Raw genomic sequence first — 20467 nt, 5'->3', positions numbered from 1 at the left:
GATTACTGTTCTCCCAAGTTAACCAGGACTGACATTCCCGGGCGCAGTCCGTCGACCGGCTTTACGGGAAGGGCATGGATTTCGAATGTCCGCAAGTCGTAGCTTCCGGTTTGTTTAGTCGATTTCCAGGTGGCAAAACTGCCCAGGGGACTGACATAATTAATTTTAAACTCAATATCTTTTGTCGCGATAGCGGGAACATCCGCTTTAAAGGTGCCTCCCATTTTGAATAAGGGAAGGCGGTCTTCACGCACATTCAGTACGACGTGTACATCATCCAGTACGACCAGGTTCATGATAGGCATGCCGGCTCCAACCAGTTCACCGCGTTTCGGGAAGATAGTGGAGATCTGGCCGGATTCGGGAGCTACCAGGCGGGCATCCTGCAAAAGGGCTTCCACTTCGCTGACGGTACCCTGTGCGGCTGTCACCAGCGAACGGGCGCTTTCTTTATCCTGTATCTGTGCACCGTCCAGCGCCATCTGGTATTCATTATAGCACGCCCGCTCGTTGGCGACGGCGGCATTATAGAGGGCTTCCACTTCGTCTTTGCGTTGGGAAGTGACTACACTGTCTTTATAAAGAGCCGTAATACGGTCGTAAGTTGTTTTAGCCAGCTGAAGGTCGGATTTCGATTTGTTCCACAGTTGAAGCACAGAGGCGACGATCTGCTTCCGGGTTCCCTGGTCTATCTTTTGATTCTGGAACCGGGCGATGTTCTCCAATGCGTTCACCTGCTGATATTTTGCCATGGCTTCGGGACTATTGATCACGACAAGCGTATCGCCGGCCTTTACATTCTGTCCTTCTTTCACCAAAAAGGTATCGATACGTCCGGGCAGTTTACCGGATATGCGTATTTCAGTCGCCTCGATCTGGCCTTGCAGGATGACCGGCTTCTTCTTCAACAAAAGCATTCCGACACCGGATATGATTATGACGGCGACCAGCACCACGATAAAGGAGATCGTCAGGTATTTCTTTGTATTATCCATAATTATTATTTGTGTTTAGTTTTATTCGATTTGTTTCATATTATCTCTGTCGTTCCTTCCAGCCGGTACTGATGGAATGCTTCCGGGATACCGCAGATAGACAGCAGGTTGATCAATGCGACATCATACTGGTAATAGGCCAGCAGAAAAGCGGTCTTTACCTTCGACAGCATCACCTCTGCATCCACCACCTCGGTAGAGGTCGCCATTCCTTCCTGAAAAGACTTCTGGCGGATACGAACCAGTTCGTTACTCATTTCGAGCGTTGTATTCAGGGCTTTTACATTATCGAGCGCATTCTGGAGCTGGGTGTAGTACTTGTCTACTCCTACTTTCAGATCCGTCACCGCTTTGTCTTTCCCGATAGCCAGTGTCTGGCTGGTCAGGCGGGCTTGGCGGATCTTCTTTTCGCGGTTCAGTCCGTCGAATATATTCCAGGTAAAGCCGATACCTATCATTGTACGGGGCATCAGGTATTTATCCACGCCATGCGAGTAAAGCGTTTGTTTTCCGAACAGGGCGATTTCCGGGAGATAACCGGAACGGCCGATCTTCAGTTCATTCCCTGCTATATTTTCCTGTAGTTTCAATTGGTTGACCAGGTAGTTGTTGGCGGGGACTAACTCTTTAAAGTAATCGGCGGAAGGGATGTTCTCGTTTATAAACAGGGAGGTCGTCGTACTGATCTCTTTTCCTTCCTCCATATTCAACAGACTTTTCAATGCCTGTGCAGCGACCTCCAGATCCTTGCGGGAAGATTCCAATTCGCGCTTGGCCTCATCCATGCTTACCTGGGCAAAGAGACGTTCGGCACGGTTTATCATTCCGTTCTGTTCCAGTTTGAGAGCCTGGTCGTAATGTGTTTTCAGGGAATTGTAAGTAGCTTCCTTCACGGCAACCACCCGTTGGCCGAGACGTAAGCCGAAATAACTTTCAATCAGCAACGATTGCTGGTTGGCATTTACCTGTTCACGGTTGACTTCGGCTATATTGACCATCGTCTTTCCGATCTTACTACCCCAAATACGTTTTCCCCCGGTAAAAAGCGGCCAGGTAACATTGGCATCGACGGACGTGATATTTTGTGAGATAAGCGGAAGTGTCAGTGTGTTCTGCCCGATCTTATCCAGAATAGAGGAGATAAACTGATCGTCGGGGATGATGGAATGAACAAAATCTTTTGCAGGATCGGTGAATTGATCCAGCGGCTGTCTTACCTCCACCGGATTCGACATATGTACAAAGGCACCGGCTGCACTGACGGAAGGATACCAGAAAGAGTTCAGCTTCTGGTGTTCGTTCTTTGCTAACTCCACCTCTTTTCCTGCTATCCGAATGCTCCGGTTCTCCTTTTGAAGCAGCTCCATCGACTGTTCCAGACTCAGGTCGACAGTCTCTGTCTGGGCAAAAGTAACGGCAGGGAAAAAGAGTAGCAAGCCAATACTGAAATGCGTTAAGTTATTAATCATAAATGCGTTTAAATTTAGTTTGTGCGAAATTTATGATTAATAACAAAGCCCTCTCGGGTATTGTTCAGCGGGCTAACTTCCTTTTTTAGAGGCTTTCTTCAAGTCGGGCAAAAACCAGGTGACCAGCCCGATCAACGGCATATAAGCACAAACATTATATACACTTTCAATACCATAATGGTCGGCCAGATTCCCCAATACAGCCGAAGCGATCCCTGCCACGCCAAAAGCAAATCCGAAAAACAATCCGGAGATAAGTCCCAACTTATAAGGCAGCAACTCTTGTGCATAGACCAGAATAGCCGGAAAAGCAGAAGATAAAGTCAGTCCGACACAAAAACTAAGTACAGCCGTCAGATACAAGCTATGTACATGCGGCATCAATAAAGAAAAAGGTGCCGCCCCCAGGATGGAAGCCCAGATAACATATTTACGTCCCACCTTATCACCGATCGGTCCTCCCATTAGTGTACCAAGCGCAGTCGCTATCAGAAAGATAAATAAGAACAACTGCGAAGACTGAACACTCACACCGAACTTCTCGATCAGATAGAACGTATAGTAACTGTTCAGGCTGGCCATGTAAATATATTTGGAGAAGATCAGGATCAACAGGATGGAAATGGAAAAAACAGTTTTCCCCAGAGGTAACGGCATTTCAATATGAGACTTTGAAGAACCAACATCCTCGCGCTTAAACCGCAGAAGCAAGCCTTTGTACCAACGTCCTACCGAAGTCATTATCAGAATAGCCACAAAAGCCAGGATAGAAAACAAAGCAATATGCTTTCTCCCGTAAGGAGCCACCAGAATAGCCACCAGCAACGGCCCCAACGACCCTCCCAGGTTCCCTCCTACCTGAAACAGCGATTGCGCCAGCCCTCTCTTCCCTCCCGAAGCCAACGATGTCAACCGCGACGCTTCCGGATGGAATATCGACGACCCTACCCCGATCAAAGCGACAGAACACAGCACCCAATGTAAGGAGTTGGCAAACGCCAGACTGAGCAAACCGATCAGAGTAAAACTCATCCCGATGGGCAACGACCACGGAGAAGGATGCTTGTCGAAATACAACCCGGTAAGCGGCTGAAATACGGAAGCCGCAGATTGATAAACCAATGTAATCAATCCGATCTGTGCGAAACTCAATGCCAGATCGTCTTTAAATAACGGATAAACTGCTGTAATAACAGATTGTAACGAATCGTTTATACAATGCGATATGCTCAACGCAATTAAAATCCGGAAGGTAATCCCACTTGCCGACTCTACCTTATTTTGTCCCATTTGTAACCTCTATTGCCTATTGAGCCGCAAAAGTACATATAAAATAATGGATAAGGAACCTTCCGTCCGGTATAATTAGACGAAATAGTAAGTCAGAAGTGTTAAAAACAGGCAGAAATCAATTGTAAAAATATTCCAATTAACATTTAGATTTACTGCAAGAAAGGAGTCCCCTGCTTTGGTTTATAAAGCACTACCTGCATTAACACTGGCTTTTAGCAGAACCTTTCTTTCAGTTCTTTTTGATTCTTTATGTAAACTACTTTGAGCCAAACGGCCTTCCAGTTGTTTTATCGTTGAACAACTAAACAAAAAGCATGAATAATGAGAATTAAACTTTAGAACTGTACCGGAGATGAAAGGAAATCTTGTATCCATCTCTCCCGAAACCTACGCCAATTCCCCCTATCTCCCTTATCGCCCTGATGTAAGAGACTATTTTCACTCCGGTACAGCGTCTAAAGTTTATTTAAAAATCCTCTTCTTCCTCTCCTTCATTTGCCGTATGTAAAATAAAAGTAGTAGCTCCCATAGTAATGATAGCTCCCTCTCCTATTCGTACCTGCTCCTTTTTCCCCAGCAGAACACTCCGGTAGAAAGTACCTGTAAGACTGGGAAAGTCGCGGACGGTATAAATAAATTTGCCTTCTTTGTTCTTTTTCACATTAATAATGCAATGCTTACGCCCTACACTGGGATCGGCGGTAATAATCGGAGCGTCTACTCCCTCTGTATCTTTGTTACGACGGCCAATCACATTATCCCCCATCACAAGCGGCAGATCCTGTTTAAAACCAAACGCATTTTCTATCACAGTAATGTAGCCACAAGAGAAATCCGGTTCTTTCACCTCTTTCTCCTGGCCAGACTCCGTACGCACGGTCTTTCTTCCAAGTTTTATCTTAAATTGGGAACCGCATTGAGGGCACACAAAAGCCAACACTTGTCCATCCGGATATTTAGTTTCATCGAACGATAACTGATTATCACATTTGGGGCAGAATATTCTTTTCATATCTTTATTTGAAGCATTTACGTTTAAAGGAGTACAAAGATAAGATTTTTCTACGGATACAAAGATCAACATCCCTATAAACGCAAAAAAGGCTATCCATCACGGACAGCCAATCTTCATTGTTAACCTTAAATCTAATACCATGAAAAACACAGTGCAAATATAGAGACTTTATGTTATGTAGCATAATATTTCGCTTGTTTTTCTCACACCTTTAATATGATTTAACAAATATATGCTGCATAACATGTTTTTACGACATATTACTATGCTAAGATTTCACTATTCACACGGATAATATTTTCTAAACTCAAAGCACTGCAGCAATTTTACGCACTTCAGCCAGTCGCTCCATAAAAGTCTTGTCTTTGCGGGTGGCCTGCATATTGTATTTAAGTTGAAGGCGCATCAACGGTTCTGCATCGACCCCCAAAACGGCCTCAAAAAGTAAAGCTGTCTTTTCTGTGACTGGACGATGCCCGTTCAAGATTTCGTTCAAAACAGAATATGCTAACCCCATTTGTTTCGCCAGCTTACGCTGTGATATTCCCCTATACTCTATCTCATCTTTCAAAATCTCCCCCGGGTGAGTCGGGTATGCGGGAGTAAGATTATTAGCAGTCATTTGGGGATCTCCCCCTTGTCCAATAGCACTCATATCAATTCTTCCTATTTATAATGATTCGACAACTCTGTTATATTACATATCGTAGCGATAATTTCACCATCCAAAGGATACTTTCAATGGATCACCCAGGAAAATGTTTTTACAGCATATTTATACTATAAAAACTCCGGTAGCAATCGGGAAGAAATCCAATTACTCCGGAGAAAAGTTTGGGTTGGCAGAATGATACGATTCTACCGTTTTATCACTTTAACGACTTCACTATCCATGCGGATAAAATAGACTCCGGTAGGATATGTCTGCATCGTGATTGTATTCCGTCCAGTCTGACACTGGATTTTTTCACATACTTTACCTGATACATTTATGATATAAATCGTTTGTGGTTGTTGCAAATCGGCATAAAGATAATCCTTGGTAACAGTAGGATATATGCGGTTGCTGCTATTCACCATTTCTATTGAAGTAGGATCGGACTTGACCGTCACCTCGCACTGATCTGCAAAAACACCGCTAGCCGAAACGACCGTTACCGTAGCCTTTCCCTCTTGCAAGGCAGAAACAACACCATCCTTTACCCCCACTACCGAAGGATCTGACGAATACCAACCGAGCATCGGGTTATCCACCTCTGCCGGAGAAAAAGCAGCTGTCAGTTGCAACTGCTCCCCAACCTCCGCCGAAACCAGATCTTTTTCTAAAGTTAGAGCCGAGACGTTCGTATATTCGTTGGCTGTGGAAACCACCTCGATAAAACCGTAAGATAACGGCGCTTCAACAGTCATACCTTCAAAAGGTTGACCTCCGATAGCTGTCAATAGAATATCGGAAGTAGCTGTTTCTTCTCCTATAAAACTAAAAGTTCCGTCCAATACTTGGGCTTGAAGAGCGGGAAGAAGAAAGAAGGATGAAATGAAAATTAGTCGATATTTCATGTTATTCATATTTTCTATCAATAATTTTCAGTGTAAAAGGATATTCCTTTAGTATAGTACCATATTTATTCTTTATAAGCATTTTCAGTTCATGAGTTCCTTTCGGTATATTATAAGCAGATATAAGACAGTGATGCCACATTGATGTAGAAGGCAATAGGACATGTTCTCCGTAAGGTTCATCTTCTGTCCCATAACTATCTCCAATCTTAGTTCCAGCGGGCCAATTTTCTATAACAGCATCTAACTCCTGATCTGTTCCATCTAAATATATAATATCCAGTTCAAAACTAAAGTATCCTGTCCCTATTGAATTTGCTTCCTCTTCTATTATATCTCCCCTCAACACTTTGGTTAGCTCTTCAGCGTCATCATCTGACATAATAACAAATTTTGCGATATTACCGCTACCATTACCGCTTCCACCTCCATTTTCCACCGTTCCAGCCTTTGCTGCATACAACGCATAAGGAACAGGCAACATCTGTGTTGTCGAAACTTTTTCGTAATTACTTCCACCGTTCAAGTCCATGCTTAATTGCAGATAATAGGTATCTGCTCCCCAATCGACGGAAGAGAATGTACCGGTTTTGCGTGTACCTTGACCGATCAGGAGATTGACCGTTCCGGTTTTGCTACTTGTTGGAGAATGCGTTTCGGAGAAAACGACAGTGCCGGTAGTCGAACCTTTCAGAATTTCAACCTGGATGCCTATTGGCTTTTGGGCAACCACTTTACCTTGTGCATCACGTGCTACAGCCTGGTAACTAACTGCTTGCGGCATCTTATCCTGTGCCTGCAAGAAACATGTGGCGAAGAGCCACATACACAATAGAAAAATACTTTTTGTATTCATCTGATTTACATTTAAAATATTAATAACTAGTGACTAGTTCTTATAAATCAGCATATACAAAAAAAGCGCGGGATTCGTCTGTCACTTATCCCGTACCTCAGGCCTTCGCATGCCCAACAAAGAGGATAAGCAACGTTGAAGCCCACGCCGATATGTACAAAAATATACATTCATGCGCCAAAAGACGCATGAAGTATACAATTTCACAAATCACCGCAGACATCTACCGCTGCCCTGTCTTCTCTTTGTTCAAAGTTGCGAAGTTTGAGATACCGAAGACAAGACGTCAATAAACGCCTTTCAAATATATGTCTGCTCCCACCCGTAAAATCGGCGTGAGAACGAGACAAAGATATAGACTTTTTCTTTATTTCCAAGGCTTCCCTAAAAAATAAAACTCCCCGAGTCGAAAAATATCGACCCGGGGAGTAACTTTTAAAATAACATCGTGAACTATTCGATTACTGGTCTGTCGTCCTCACCTCCGGAAGGAGAATCAGATTCTTTAGTATCGTTAGTACTGTCTTTGTCATTGAAATCCATTCTCATCCGCTCCATCATTTCACGCAGTTCCGCACACGGAACAAAACGTAATTTCATCTTTCGGATGGATTCAGCATTTGCATCCTTTTCAACAAGGCTACTCTTGGCATTAAAAGACGGGATAAAACTCCCGAATCCTTCCACCTGCACAGTGTGCCCCTGTTGAATGAAGGTTTTCATGGAAGAAACCAACCCAAATAAGGTTGCTCGCACCATACCTTTGTTAACACCCGATATCAATGCGATTTGCTCGCAAAGATATTCAAATCCCACTGGGGTTGCCCTTTCGGGAACCACCACATACTTCTCGGTCTTCGATTTATCGAAACCGAACGACTTTTTGACACGTCTGAATTTTAGTGCCATATTTTATATAAATAAAATGATTATAATAAGGATCGAAGAGATACTCTACCCCTTTTCTTCCCCCTTCTAGAAGAAAAGTTTCCCTCCCACTTCTTGCAACAGACTTACTTTTGTAAGAGTGGGCAAAATGTTGTCGGCAGAATAACTAGCCGACCGGCTTAATTTAGATTTAAGCCAAAATAAATGCTACTAGTTGCATTTATTAAAATCGATGAAGTCAATCTTTCTTGACAATGCAAAGATAAGATTCTTTTTCTGATATAACAAAATTTCTCTGGAGATATTTTATAAAAAAAGATTATTCCATCAAAGCCCGGACACGCTACTAAACAAGGGCTAAGCCTACTTACTAAGTAAGGCGAAATCTACTTAATAAGTAGACTGCAACTTACTTAGTAAGTAACCATACTACCTACTCAATAAGTAGCTGTCGGTCTACTTATCAAGTAAATAAAATAGGTTATACTCCGAGTATTATATTAGCATCAATATTCAGTTTCCGATTAATTTCCCTGGCAACTTTCAAAGTCGGTTCACATTTACCAGAGATATAATCACTAAGCCGGGAAGGACTTACTCCTATCAGTTTGGATAATGATTTTTGATTAAGTCCCATTTCATACATGCGAAGTTTTAGTACATCCACCAAAGTTGGTTCTCCTAAAGCATAATGCTCCTCTGAGTAATCAGCCACAAGATTAGACAAAAGCTCTAATTCTATGCTATTAGGATCATTCAGTGTAGTATTGTCATCCACTAGTGGAAGAAGTTCCTCTACCCTTTTAACTGCCCATTCATATTGAGCCTGATTTTCTATCATAATTAGTCCACTTACTCTGTTTTACTATCGTTGTCCATTCTTGAAGAGCGACTCTTGAGTCGGGATACTTTTCTGCATATTCTTTTAATGCCTGTTCCGTAAATATCCCCATTGCTATTTATTTTTTACAAAGGTAGGAATATGGTTCTATATTTCGAAATGAAATTTCATATTTCAAAACCAAAATAAACAAATGTTATTTTGGTAGAACGCAAAAAAGGCTATCCATCACGGATAGCCTTTCTTTACACAAAAGCGTCATGGTATGCAGCATATTTACCGTACCTTTAATATGGTTAACGAAATATACTACATACCATATTTATTATATAGAAATCATCTTTCTCATTGTATGGGTCTATCTATTCCTGTCGGATTCAAACCGGGGCCACCACCTCCTGTATATCCTCGGCTTTCACCTGTTTTCCAGGGAGAAATCCAAAAAGCATACAGGTCACCATCAGTTACATAGAATTTTATTTTCACGACTTTATCAGTAAGAGAGGACAGGTCTTTTCCGGATTTCCACGTAACCATTTGTTTGGTCGAATTTAAATCCTTCAATGCTTCACAGTCATCTTTGGAAAATCCGGGGATTACTTTTCCTTTTTCATCCAATATCTCTACCTGCAAGTTTTTAACCTGTGCATTGACAAAAAAGTACTTACCGTCAAATTTTATATTTCCGGTAGTGAGGAAACCCTGCCCCGGAGTTTGCATGGAAACAAACCCGTCACGACGTAAGGTTGCCATACCCGTGGAAGTAAAACCATCCCACATGACATCGTTTTTCATTCTTCCGCTGGAATACAGATACAGGGAATCACCTACAATCAGCGGTACGCCGATAATCGATTGCATATTTCCCCAGTTCCATGCCCCGTCCGTTTCATTGACACCCATAATCGGTTCATAAGTAGGACGATAAAAATGGAAACCATCGCGGCTGTATCCCATTCCAATCTCATTCCTCTTTTGAATACCTAATTTATCGCAAACATCATTCTCCGGCCCTTTCCACATAGCATAAAATCCCAACATGACACTCTCATAAGGCATAGCATCAAAGTTATAGATGGCAGGACGCACATCCGGAAATTCAGGATGCACCAACTCCTTATCCGACGGAGTAAACCATAAGACTATATTTTTATCTTTGATACCCGCCGCCAACGAATGCGCCACACTGACAGCCATTTCCGGATCTTCATTTTCCAGATATCCCCTGGAGCGTCCGTCCGCTTTAGCTCCTTGCCGGAGACTCAGTGCCCATTTCCCGGTGAAAGGGTTATAGAAAGCCGTGGTACGGTCGCCTACCGGCCCGGATTGAGCCACCCCTTCCGACCAGTGTATGCCATCTTTCGAATATTTCAGGATCACTTTCCAACCACCCCGGTGCTTCTCTACATTGAAAAGTTTAAAACGCTTTTCCGGATCCGGACACGTTTTATCCAGCCATACCGTAGCAGCATCCCTGTCACAAGTATCGACAATATTGGTACCCGGTTCCACATCCATATTAACCTTCTCCCACTGTTTACCGTCGACCGACTCGGCATAACAGGTGTAAAAACTCTGGCGGTGTTTATGCATAGATCCCGCACCGGCCAGATACCACATTTTGAATTTCCGGTCAGTCTCATCATACCAGATGCCATCGCTGAAAGGAGCTGCATAAGGGGCACGTTCAAACGTATATTCCCATTCCTTATCCGGTGCAAGTACCGGATTTCCTTCGTAAAACGTTGCTTTGTGAGAGACACGCTGCATATCTGTTTCTGCAATGAGAAAATCATCGACAAACAACTGGCGTCCGAGATTAATCGGGATAACAGCCGGTTTGTTTTCAATATACGGCAAAGGCATTTCACGACAAACGCCATCATCCACCATACCCGGAGGCCAAAGCTCCGGAAGAACTATTCCATTATGCAAAGTTTTGCCATTGCCTTCTACCGGACAATTGTTTTGCGAAGAGACACAACCCGAAAGAAAAGCAGTGCATATCAAATAATAAGCTATTTTCATGTTATCTTTATTTTAATTACCAACCTGGATTATTCTTAATTATATACGGATTACCTTCTACTTCATCGATAGGCAGCGGAATCCACTCATTCTTGTTTTCCTGGAAACCCATATACTGAGCTCTGCTAAACTTCTTAAACAAAGGATCGGAAGCTTCCAACTCACGGAAACGTTCCACCACTTTTCCCCAACGAAGTAAATCAAAAAAGCGAAATCCTTCGTAAGTAAGCTCCAGAATACGTTCATTTTCGATCGTTTCCATATTTGCATCTGCAATATGAGGAACACCGGCCCTGTCACGTACACGATTGATCGCTTCCAACGGGGTTATATTAGCCGTAGCTTTACCTCCCATTACGACTGCTTCGGCATACATCAGCAAGACATCCGAATAACGAATCATTCTCCAGTTGACACCTTGTGCACGGCCATTGAAAAAATGGGCTCCGGCATCATCTGTTGGAGGCAGTGTCCAGTCCATCCATTTTCTGCTACACATCTTATATCCGGCAGCCAGTTCATATTGTTCGCCGAATGTTCCGTCTTTGGATCCCATCTCTGCCTCCCAGTTTTTATTTTCCAGGAAAGTCACTTTCATTCCGTCCGGATTAATAATTTCCGGAGCATTATCATTAAAAACAAACGACCCGAACATCCGTGGATCAGTCTTGCCATCAACGGTCTTTGAGGCAACAAATTTGTCATATAACCAATTATGCATCACTTGTGCAGAACTGTTCGAATTTCTGTTTTTATTCATGATACACATTTTACAACGGATATCATTAAACAGGCCGCTATCCACAAAACCGGGATTAAATCCGGTATTCAACACACCGACAAATTGTATTTCAAAAATAGACTCATCGTTATTTTCATGAGTTACGTCGAAGTTCCACGAATAATCGTCTACCAGTCGGTAATTACCGCAATTTCCATTGATGATCTCAGCAAATGCAGCTGCCGCCTCATCATAATAAGTCGTTTGGGAAGTACCGTATTTAGGCTCTATGCCCGAACGATACAGATAAGCTTTACCCAAAAGGGCACAAGCTGAAGCCCTGGTAACACGGCCTTTGTTTTTTAAATCCCAATAATCCTTACCCGGGAGCAGGTCTTTCGCTTTAATCAGATCACCTATGATAAAATCCCAGGCCTCTTCCGGTGTTGCCTGCGGTTTATATTCATTTGGGGCTTTTGGTAATTCTTTGATTAAAGGTATGTTCCTGTAATTAATGAATAAGAAAAAGTGCGTGAATGCACGAAGGAAATAAGCTTCACCCAGATAAGCATCATGCTGTTCTTTATTACTAAATTCAAGATCAGTTAGACTTTCTATCATCTGGTTCGCCTGCGATGCTGCCGTATACATCAACTGAAACGGCTGTACCAAAGAATAATACGAGGGAGTAAATTCCTCGTTATAAGCACCGGGTACACCATAATCGGCTACTGAACATCCCTCATCACTACGGGTCAGCATCAACCCGAAGCCACAAGCACCCAGGTTACGCGGAGTAGAAATGTAACCATAGATACCCAGAACTCCTTTGTTACAATTTTCCGGTGTAGTATAGAATGAATTTACATCCAACTGATTCGGATTGACAGACAATTCGTCAAAAATGTCTTCACAAGAAGTCATCATCCCGGTAATTACGAAACCGATGACCCATATTAATATTTTATGCAAACTGTTTTTCATATTCATACGAGTTTTAGAAAGTTAAATTGATACCGATATTATATACTCTGGAGTTCATTGTTGCTTCATGCGGACTCTCCTGCGCCTGCCAGAATCCATCCACTCCTCTGTCGAACAGCGCGTTGGAACTAACTTCCGGATCATACAGCGGATACTTGGTGATAGTGAACAGATTTTGTACACCTGCATAAATCCGCACCAGATCGACATGGAGCTTCTGCAACAACTTCCTGTCAAAAGAATAACCGATCTGTAAATTCTTGCATCTGAAATAAGAACCGTCTTCTACATAAAATGTACTTGGTAGCGAGTTGATACCCGAACTATTCTTGCTATTCAGCTTAGGAGCCTCTGCATTCGTATTCTGCGGAGTCCACGAGTTGTAAAAAGCATCTTTCAGAATAGCACTGTTGGCACCGCCGAAATACCAGTCGTACTTCATCAAAGCAAAGACATCATTGCCTTGCGTGCCCTGGAAGAAAGCGGTCAGATCCCAGTTCTTATAACCGACATTGATGTTCAACCCATAAGTAAAATCCGGATGAGGATTGCCGATAGCTGTTTTGTCGTTTTCATCGATCTTTCCATCCGGTTTTCCGGTCAATACACCATCCACGCTGCCATTATTATCCTGGAAAATAAAGTTTCCGTCAGCATCAAAACCATCGACCACATATCCCCAGAATGTACCGATAGGAAGCCCCGGCTTAGTAATGGTAGGACGGTCGTTGAATGAACCGCTCATCATCACTTCCGCCTTGATAGGTTGTACCCCTTCGCCCAGACTCTTCACATTATTTTTCAATGCCGAAATATTGGCTGTAACGCCCAGGCTCCAGTCTTTCCAGTCTTTACGATAACCTACCGTAAATTCAAAGCCTTTGTTCTCTACCGACGCAGAGTTGAAAACTGGTAAATCACCTCCATTTGTCATAATGGTCTGCCCGGATGAAGCCAAAGGCAGCAACGGAGCAAGCAGGTCATTGTTATCTTTCCAGAAGTATTCGGCCGTGAATGATAATTGATTATTCAGAAATGCCATTTCTAATGCGATGTTTTTAGAGATAGATTTCTCCCACGTCAGGTTCTCCTGAGCAAATTTAGTAACGTAACCGTTCATCACACTTTCCTGTCCGGTTTGATTTTCACCGAACACTGATGGAATAGGGCCGTATGCCGTGGAAAGGAATGAATAAGGATCAATAAAGTTTGCCCCTAATTCTCCATAGCTGGCTCTAATTTTCATTCTGCTGATCCAATCGATATTAAAGAATTCTTCTTCATGTATATTCCAACCAATAGAGACAGAAGGGAAATACCCTACCCGGTTTCCTTTGGCAAATTTTGAAGACTTATCACTACGGATACTTGCAGAAACAAGATAGCGGTCTTTGTAGTCATAGTTTAACCGGGCGAAAAATGAAAGTAAAGCCGAATTATATTCCTCGCTGGTTATATCTCCTTTTCCATTATAGATAGTAATACTGGGGCCTCCCAGATCCGTAGAACCCGAACCGATTCCCATTGTTCTGTAATATTCACGCATCCAGCTGGTACCTATCATTGCGTCGATAGTATGACCTTCAAAAGTATTCTTATAAGTCAATATATTATCGATCGTATAGTTGAATCGCTGCCCCCGGCTTTCCGACAGGGAGTTAAGCGTCCGGCTGTAATCTGGATCCGGGTCACCATTGGCATCCCAGTTGGAATCGAATGCAATGGAACGGGAATAATTATTTGTGGAAATATAATCACCACCCAGTACAAGCTTATAGTCCAACCCCTTAAACAAGTTCAATCCTATGTTTAAGCTACCTGTTACATTGACCGTCTTATTTCTTCTGACGGTATTGGAATAAGAAGCGAAAGGATTCGTAACCTTACTTTCGTTCACGTAAAACTCCCTGCCTGCCGAAACATATCGTCCTTCGGCATCTGTCATCGGCACGGTCGGAATCCCCATGACCATTCTTACTTGTGGTTCTTTATTCGTGAATGCGGCAGAAAGTGTTTCACTGACAGTCAGACGGCCTTTCTTGAAAGTTCCGTTCACACGTGCATTGTACTTCTTGAAACCGGAGAACTCCATAATACCTTGCTGATCGAAATAACCGATACTGGTATTGAAAGTCGAATATTCACCACCACCGGAAATAGCCGCATTCAGATTATACATAGGTGAGTTTCTTAAATAAGCATCCTGCCAGTCCGTATTGATACCCGGATCAGTCGGATTTACATTTTCCGGTGCCTGGGTCTGATTACTGGAATTAGCGACAAGCTGCTTTGTATATTCACGATGTTCGTTTGCATCCAGGAAATCCAGGTATTTGGAAGGTGTTTGCATAGAGTAGTTTGCGGATATCTCCACTTTCGCCTTCCCCTTCTGACCATGTTTCGTTGTGATCAGAACTACGCCGTTCGCTGCCCGTGAACCATAAATGGCAGCAGCAGAACCATCCTTCAATATTTCCATCGACTCGATATCCGACGGATTCAACGAGTTAAGGCCATTGTTTGAGAATGCACCGTCGATGACATACAGAGGCTCCGTAGCGCCGAATGTACCGGCTCCGCGCACAAGTATCTTTATATCAGCACCTGCTTCTCCTCCTTTTTGCAATACTTCCACACCAGGAGTACGTCCCTGCAGGGCAGATGCCACGGAGTGTCCCACTTGTTTGTTCAACTCCTGGGCAGGAACAGTAGCAACGGAGGCTGTTAAACTGGATTTCTTTTGTGTACCATAACCGACAACAACCACTTCTTCCAGCTGTTCCATATCTTCTTTCAGAGTGATATTGACATTTCTCCTCCCCTCTACATTAACGGAAAGAGTCTGGTAGCCAACAAAACTGACTGATAAAACGGCACCGGAAGACACTTCCAATGTAAATTTACCATCCAGATCTGTTATAGTTCCATTGGTTGTTCCTTTTTCCAATACGGATGCTCCGATTACAGGTTCTCCTCTTTCATCGGTTATCGATCCGGCTACCTTATTTTTGTTTTCAGCAACCACCTGCCTCGAAATAAGGATATGTGATCCCTGTATCGTGAAAGTACAACCGGAGTCTTTCAACAACACTTTCATCAGATCGCCGACAGTTGTTTCCCCCGAAGTTGCAGGAGCCGGACGCGAAGTATCAAGTATTTTCGCATCATAATCTACCGACATCTTTGTTTGTTTCTCTATCTGCTCAAAAGCAGTACGGAGAGAAATATCCGTTCCGGTCAGATGAACCTTTTGATTTTGTGCTTCTGCCAATGGTGCAAAAGCCAACAATAGGAATGTAATTAATATACATGAAAAGATTTTAGTCTTTTCTGATTGTATTAGAAAGGTAATTCGCATATCTTTGTGTGTTATTATTAATATGAATACTATTTTAATATTTCTTGAAATGTTTTTGATGGTATTCTATGATTTCAAAATACGGGGAGGAGATTTTGCCGGTCGTTCTCCCCGTCTTTCTTTTATATATGCTGTGGTTCCTCCTTTCTTTTAGTTTATACTGATTGTTTGCCCTGTTATCCGGTATCTGAAATCTTCTATCAGATGTTTTAAAATCAGAAGAGCATCTTCTATACTTTCGTCCGGATTGAATTTCACATAATAGGTACGCCCCTTATATTTTTCCGCATTATAATTAATTGTCACGTTATATTTGCGTTCCAAAGCGGCAGTCACTTCTTCAAAGCTGGCATTTTTGAATATCAGGTAACCATCTTTCCAGGCCGAGACTTGTTCAGCATCAACCACATTGATTGTCGCCCGGTGTGTCAAATGGGAGTAGATGAATTGTTCATTGGGCTTTAAAACGGAAGCCGGAGTCATCGAAGGTTTCGTATCCACCTGTATACTTCCTTCCTCCAACGTTGCAATAGTTTCTGTTGCACCGGGATAAGCATCTACACTAAAAACAGTACCCAAAGCTTGAACATCCAGATGTTTCGTACTTACAATGAACGGCTGTTCCGGATTTTTCGCCACATTGAAACAAGCTTCCCCACTAAGAAAAACGGTACGTGTGGCAGCTGTAAACTCCGAAGGATAAATAAGGACTGACCCGGCATTTACCCACACAACAGAGCCATCGGATAACGTTATCTCCTGCTTATCACCATAAGGAACATAAAATTCGGTTAGTTTCGGAGATACTATTTTAACATCCTGTTCAGAGAAATAACGGGTTGTGAACACTGTCAGTATCCAAACAGCGGCTACTGCTGCATATTTCAACCAGCGCCTGTTGCGTCTCTCCGGTAATGTCACATTCCGTGACTTTGAAATCCTGTCCTGCATTTCCGACAGTCTGCTCCAGGTCTGCTCTGAAATATCAGACGGACTTGTCTCCCAGATTTCCTGCAAGGCATCCTCCTTTTCATCACGATCTTCTTCCGAACGAAACCAATAACGAAAACGCAATTGAATGTCCTTCGAAAACCGTTTTCCAAAAAATAACCTGATTATCTCCTTTATCTCTTTTTCGTGCATAATTATCGCTTTTTATAAATAAGAAAGCGAACTTCGGTTTTACACACAGTCTAAAATTGATTTTTTTACAGAAAACACAGAATTAGTGATAAAAGAGCAGAATAGAAACCTTAAGCATTTTCCTTAAGTCTGCCAAAGCAACGGTTAAATGATTCTCGACAGTCCGTTTATTTATATTGAGCCGGTTTGCAATTTCCTCATTATTCAAACCTTCCATCCGGCTCATACGAAAAATCTGTCTCCGTTGGGGAGGCATCTGATCGACTCTGAGGTTAATCAATTCCTGTAAGTTGCTGGCAAATAACTGTTCTTCCGGATCATCGGATACCGATGGAGATAAGAATTGCGCCATCCCGTATTTTTCCTGCACCAAAGAATGATCATAATAATTGTATAAGATGTTACGTGCCATCTGATAAAGGTAAGATTGAAACAAACGTATATCCGAAAGCTTGCTTCTGTTATTCCAAAGATTAAAAAAAAGATCCTGGGCTAAGTCCTGCGCGATCTCGTCATCGTGTACAAAGCCTGTAAAGAAATAGACAAGTTTAGGCTGATAACGCAGAAACAATAATTCGAATGCTTTCGAATCACCGTTACTCAGCGCCTTAACATACTCATCTTCCCTGGATGTAATCATAAAAGTAAACCTCCCCTTCATCGATAAGACCGATATCAATCGTACTAAAATTACTTATGTGGATTTTATCAAAGGCAAATATAAAAATAATTGTTTCAGGAAAGTCCAATTGGCAGAAAATAAAAAAGGCTATCCATCACGGACAGCCAATCTTCATTGTTAACCTTAAATCTAATACCATGAAAAACACAGTGCAAATATAGAGATTTTATGTTATGTAGCATAATATATCATTTGTTTTTCTCGCATCTTTAATATGATTTAACAAATACATGCTATAAAACATCTTTTTGCAGCATAATTCAGCTACAATCCTCTATTTCATCCTTGCATCTGCACCCCACATGAGCTTCTCACGGAGCGTCTGATAAAAGGTATGATTATATCTTTTAATCACTTTTGTTGTATAATCCGCTTTCGATACCGTCAGTTGTATACCGGTAGGGAATATTTCCGAACGTCCGTCCAGTGAGATCAGGAAATATTTATTCCGACTCTCGACCCCTAGCGTGATCTTATAAGTATCAGGAATAACCAGAGGGCGAACATTCAGGGAATGAGGGGCAACCGGACTCAATACGATATTGTTACTTTGCGGTATAATGATCGGGCCGTTCACACTCATGGAATAAGCTGTCGAACCGGTCGGTGTTGCGATCAGCAATCCGTCTGCCTGGTATGAAGCCAGGTACTCATCATTAAGCGACGTATGGATCGTGATCATTGAAGAGGTGTCGCGCTTCAATATGGCGATCTCATTCAACGCATAGTTATACCCCTTAAAAACACGGCCTTCCGTATTCAGACGCAATAAAGTACGTTCTTCTATTTTATAATAGTTCTTGAATAACTCATCCAACGTGTCCTCGATATCATTACCACCCACATCTGCCAGAAAACCGAGCCGTCCGGTATTAATACCCAGAATAGGAATATCCTGCCGATTCACCCGGGCTGCCGTACGCAGGAAAGTACCGTCACCTCCCACACTGAGAGCCACATCCAGATCGAAATCATCATCTGTCAGCAACCCGGCCACTACAGGCTCAAAATTCAGGACATCTGTCAGGAAGTAGTAGAATTGAGAGTCCACATACACCTCCGCCTCCTGCGAGCGAAGCTTTTCAAACAAACGTTTTATCTGACTCTGTTTCTCTACCTGATATTCACTGCCAAATACACCAACCTTCATAAAACTGTCAATTGATTAAATATTCATATAATGCAACAACTCATCCATCCGCTGCTGCAACAGATCGTCTACCATTCCCTTTTCCATAAAATAATAGAGAACCGTATAATTAAACCGTTCGAAACTACGGATCACCGGTGAAGCATCTTCCAGGTCGATCTTGATAATCAGGTGCAATCTTCCGGTATCTTTATCTGTGTACGAGAGCAAATTCAACACATGCGCATTATTCGATTCGATCAGACGGGCAATATCCGTCAACGAGTAATCCTGTGGCATCACCTCCAGCACAAAAACACTACCGGAGCTCTCGGCATTACACAGTTCCGAAAGAATGTCGATCAGCTTATCCCGTGTAATCGCGCCTTTATACTCCCCTTCCGGACTTACTACCGGAAGCAGGCAAAGCTGGTAACGGGTAATTAAAGCCAGCGCTTCATGGATATGCGTATTTTCAAGCACACTGGGAGCAAACAGAACCGGTTCGCCGATCGTCGCCGTAGGATCAGGCATAGCCAGTAGATCCTTTTCCGAAACCAGGCAACGGTATATCCCTTCGCTTAGCAACGGTAGATGTTTTAACTTAAAATCATCCATTAGTGCTAATGCATACTCCCCTGTGTCAAAACTTTTTAACACCGGAAGTTCCTTCGTTATGAAATCTTTCACCAACATTATTCTGTTAATTCCCTTAATTCTGCTAAATTTGCCGATACTTTTGTGCAAATGTAATGAAAGAAAAAAGATATAACGATATACGATGACAAATTTAAGTGTAAACATTAACAAGGTTGCAACCATCCGTAATGCACGCGGAGGTAACATGCCTGACATTCTAAAAGTCGCACAAGATTGCGAAAATTTCGGTGCACAAGGAATTACGGTTCATCCTCGTCCGGACGAACGTCACATTAAATACAGCGATGTATATGCACTAAAACCTCTTATCAGGACAGAATTTAACATTGAAGGATATCCCTGTAACGATTTTATAGATCTCGTGTTGAAGGTTAAACCTACCCAGGTTACCCTGGTGCCTGATGCTCCCGATGCTATCACTTCGAATGCAGGATGGAACGTAAGTGCGAACTTCGACCTGCTGAGTGAACTGGTAGACACTTTCACCGCACAGGGAATCCGTACATCCATCTTCGTCGGCACCGATCTCGCCAACATCGAACTGGCGGCAAAAACCGGTACCGACCGTATCGAACTGTATACGGAACCTTACGCAACCAATTATCCGGTAAACAAGGAAGAAGCGGTTGCCCCTTTTATTGCAGCGGCTCAACTGGCAAAGAACCTCGGAATAGGTGTCAATGCCGGCCATGACCTGAGCTTGGAGAACCTGGCCTGGTTCAGTCAGAATATACCCTGGCTGGAAGAGGTTTCCATCGGACATGCCTTGATCTGTGACGCTTTATATCACGGATTGCAGGAAACTATTTCTTTATATAAAGCATGCTTACAACAATAAACTAATG

17 protein-coding genes and 1 pseudogene are annotated in these 20467 nt (G+C 42.7%); 1 reads left to right on the top strand and 17 read right to left on the bottom strand.

Annotated features, from left to right (window positions below):
• Window positions 1-2: 2 nt before the first annotated feature.
• The 17 genes and pseudogenes from HMPREF1536_RS26190 to HMPREF1536_RS26115 all read right to left on the bottom strand — a co-directional run bounded on the left by HMPREF1536_RS26190 (window position 3) and on the right by HMPREF1536_RS26115 (window position 19658).
• Window positions 3-995, bottom strand: a complete 993-nt coding sequence (locus HMPREF1536_RS26190) for an HlyD family secretion protein (protein WP_028727515.1) — start codon at window positions 993-995, stop codon at window positions 3-5.
• A 35-nt stretch (window positions 996-1030) separates the two neighbouring features.
• The gene (locus HMPREF1536_RS26185) at window positions 1031-2464 is read right to left on the bottom strand and encodes a TolC family protein (protein WP_028727514.1); all 1434 of its coding nucleotides are present in this window, start codon (window positions 2462-2464) and stop codon (window positions 1031-1033) included.
• A gap of 72 nt (window positions 2465-2536) precedes the next feature.
• Entirely contained in the window at window positions 2537-3754 is a 1218-nt protein-coding gene (locus HMPREF1536_RS26180) for an MFS transporter (RefSeq protein WP_028727513.1), read from the bottom strand.
• Between the two features lie 469 nt (window positions 3755-4223).
• Window positions 4224-4769 (bottom strand): FHA domain-containing protein, encoded by a 546-nt coding sequence (locus HMPREF1536_RS26175; RefSeq protein ID WP_028727512.1) that lies wholly within the window; start codon window positions 4767-4769, stop codon window positions 4224-4226.
• 310 nt (window positions 4770-5079) lie between these two features.
• A complete protein-coding gene (locus HMPREF1536_RS26170) occupies window positions 5080-5427 on the bottom strand; it encodes a HigA family addiction module antitoxin (protein ID WP_028727511.1) in 348 nt (115 codons plus the stop codon).
• Window positions 5428-5630: 203 nt separating this feature from the next.
• On the bottom strand, window positions 5631-6332 hold the full coding sequence (locus tag HMPREF1536_RS26165) for an Ig-like domain-containing protein (RefSeq protein WP_028727510.1): 702 nt from the start codon (window positions 6330-6332) through the stop codon (window positions 5631-5633).
• 1 nt (window position 6333) lies between these two features.
• Complete coding sequence (locus tag HMPREF1536_RS26160) at window positions 6334-7188, bottom strand: hypothetical protein (RefSeq protein ID WP_028727509.1); 855 nt, start codon at window positions 7186-7188, stop codon at window positions 6334-6336.
• Between the two features lie 453 nt (window positions 7189-7641).
• Complete coding sequence (locus HMPREF1536_RS26155; RefSeq protein ID WP_028727508.1) at window positions 7642-8097, bottom strand: HU family DNA-binding protein; 456 nt, start codon at window positions 8095-8097, stop codon at window positions 7642-7644.
• Between the two features lie 460 nt (window positions 8098-8557).
• Window positions 8558-8917, bottom strand: a complete 360-nt coding sequence (locus tag HMPREF1536_RS26150; RefSeq protein WP_028727507.1) for a helix-turn-helix domain-containing protein — start codon at window positions 8915-8917, stop codon at window positions 8558-8560.
• A gap of 7 nt (window positions 8918-8924) precedes the next feature.
• Window positions 8925-9029: pseudogene (locus HMPREF1536_RS28405) on the bottom strand (type II toxin-antitoxin system HigB family toxin); the annotation flags it as partial.
• Window positions 9030-9262: 233 nt separating this feature from the next.
• Window positions 9263-10945 (bottom strand): hypothetical protein, encoded by a 1683-nt coding sequence (locus HMPREF1536_RS26145; RefSeq protein ID WP_028727506.1) that lies wholly within the window; start codon window positions 10943-10945, stop codon window positions 9263-9265.
• 16 nt (window positions 10946-10961) lie between these two features.
• Window positions 10962-12650: a RagB/SusD family nutrient uptake outer membrane protein gene (locus HMPREF1536_RS26140; RefSeq protein ID WP_028727505.1), complete on the bottom strand. Its 1689-nt coding sequence runs from the start codon at window positions 12648-12650 to the stop codon at window positions 10962-10964.
• Window positions 12651-12663: 13 nt separating this feature from the next.
• Window positions 12664-16008: a SusC/RagA family TonB-linked outer membrane protein gene (locus tag HMPREF1536_RS26135; RefSeq protein WP_081693304.1), complete on the bottom strand. Its 3345-nt coding sequence runs from the start codon at window positions 16006-16008 to the stop codon at window positions 12664-12666.
• A 150-nt stretch (window positions 16009-16158) separates the two neighbouring features.
• Window positions 16159-17151, bottom strand: coding sequence for a FecR family protein (locus tag HMPREF1536_RS26130; protein WP_044192004.1), 993 nt, complete (start codon window positions 17149-17151; stop codon window positions 16159-16161).
• An 82-nt stretch (window positions 17152-17233) separates the two neighbouring features.
• Window positions 17234-17791 carry an RNA polymerase sigma-70 factor gene (locus tag HMPREF1536_RS26125; RefSeq protein WP_028727502.1) on the bottom strand — a complete coding sequence of 186 codons (558 nt, stop codon included), beginning with the start codon at window positions 17789-17791 and terminating at the stop codon, window positions 17234-17236.
• Window positions 17792-18107: 316 nt separating this feature from the next.
• Window positions 18108-18983, bottom strand: coding sequence for an NAD kinase (locus HMPREF1536_RS26120; RefSeq protein ID WP_007658770.1), 876 nt, complete (start codon window positions 18981-18983; stop codon window positions 18108-18110).
• Window positions 18984-18998: 15 nt separating this feature from the next.
• Complete coding sequence (locus tag HMPREF1536_RS26115) at window positions 18999-19658, bottom strand: CBS domain-containing protein (protein WP_028727501.1); 660 nt, start codon at window positions 19656-19658, stop codon at window positions 18999-19001.
• Window positions 19659-19743: 85 nt separating this feature from the next.
• Between HMPREF1536_RS26115 and HMPREF1536_RS26110 the strand changes: the two genes are divergently transcribed.
• Window positions 19744-20460, top strand: a complete 717-nt coding sequence (locus HMPREF1536_RS26110) for a pyridoxine 5'-phosphate synthase (RefSeq protein WP_028727500.1) — start codon at window positions 19744-19746, stop codon at window positions 20458-20460.
• The last annotated feature ends 7 nt before the right edge of the window (window positions 20461-20467 follow it).

Origin of the sequence: Parabacteroides gordonii MS-1 = DSM 23371 (assembly GCF_000969825.1) — a bacterium.
GTDB classification, from domain to species: domain Bacteria; phylum Bacteroidota; class Bacteroidia; order Bacteroidales; family Tannerellaceae; genus Parabacteroides; species Parabacteroides gordonii.
This window is presented reverse-complemented; position numbering and strand designations above follow the sequence as displayed.